A 1,013-nucleotide genomic window follows, 5' to 3' on the forward strand; every position below is an offset into this window, starting at 1 on the left:
ATCTACACGGCTGACGAATTAAAAGTGGGCCTGTTCAAAGATACCACCGCGTTCTAAGCGCAACATGTGGACGGTTTCCCGACCGTCCACGCTTTCCCCGCGCCGTTACAATACGGCTCGCTTGGTCTGCACTTCATTACCGATCGATTCACAGACGTCTGCCGGAATTTTCAGCTCCTGTGCGAGCGCACCGAGGTAGCTTTTTTCCATAAAGTGGTCGACATCAATCACCGCACAGCTTAAAAAGTAGACCTCCAACGCTTCATCCTCATTCTTGACGCCACGCGCTAGCAATGCGGGATCCAGCGGCTGGTCAATAGCCTCTTGTATCCAGGTTTCGGCTTCAGCTCCCAGTTGCAGCTCTTGAACGTTCTCTTTTATCCGTTGCTGCTCTGCCGAATCAATATGCCCGTCGCTCTTGGCCGCAAAGACCAATGCCATGATCAAACGACGGGCACGCACGTTATCGCTGGATGACTGAGCGCCGAAATCGGCATCCTCAACGTGGGTATCGCGTACACGCTTTTTGTATTGATTCCACAGCATGACGCCCGCAGCAGCGCTCCCGCCGATGATCAAGGCATTTTTACCCAGAGACCCCAGCATCTTTCTTGTGGATTTGTTCGCCAGCAACACCCCGGCCAACCCACCAAACGCCGCAGGTTTCAGCATATCGCCCAGGTTGCCGTTTTTAGTGCTGCTCGCTGCCGAACCCGCTTTTGCTCCCGCAGCTCCCAGGAGCGTTTGTATCTGCTGCATCCATTGGCTCATGGCCGTTTCCCCGTTGTTGATATCATTATCATCTGTGCTCGCCAGGCGAACATTACCTGTATCTATGCATAGTAGAGCCTGTTATGCCCGTTGTTTGTCAGGTAATGTATAACAATGAAAATGTGGCACAGGCCCGGTTTTGCCACAGCAAAGGCAATTCTACGTTGGGATGATTTGCGCTTTATTTTTGACAAGGTATACTGCACCCATCGAAATGAAATAGTGTTTTAGTATTTGTAGTT

General features: G+C 51.3%; 1 protein-coding gene. It reads right to left on the bottom strand.

What is annotated here, in order from left to right; all coding sequences use genetic code 11:
* Nucleotides 1–105: 105 nt before the first annotated feature.
* Entirely contained in the window at nucleotides 106–771 is a 666-nt protein-coding gene (locus tag J5224_RS29895) for a tellurite resistance TerB family protein (protein ID WP_264628684.1), read from the bottom strand.
* Between the last annotated feature and the right edge of the window lie 242 nt (nucleotides 772–1,013).

The sequence above is a fragment of the Candidatus Symbiopectobacterium sp. NZEC135 genome (genome assembly GCF_025962695.1).

Coding starts and splice junctions, on each gene's coding strand:
- J5224_RS29895 (WP_264628684.1), bottom strand. CDS start 771: ATGAGCCAATGGATGCAGCAGATACAAACGCTCCTGGGAGCTGCGGGA.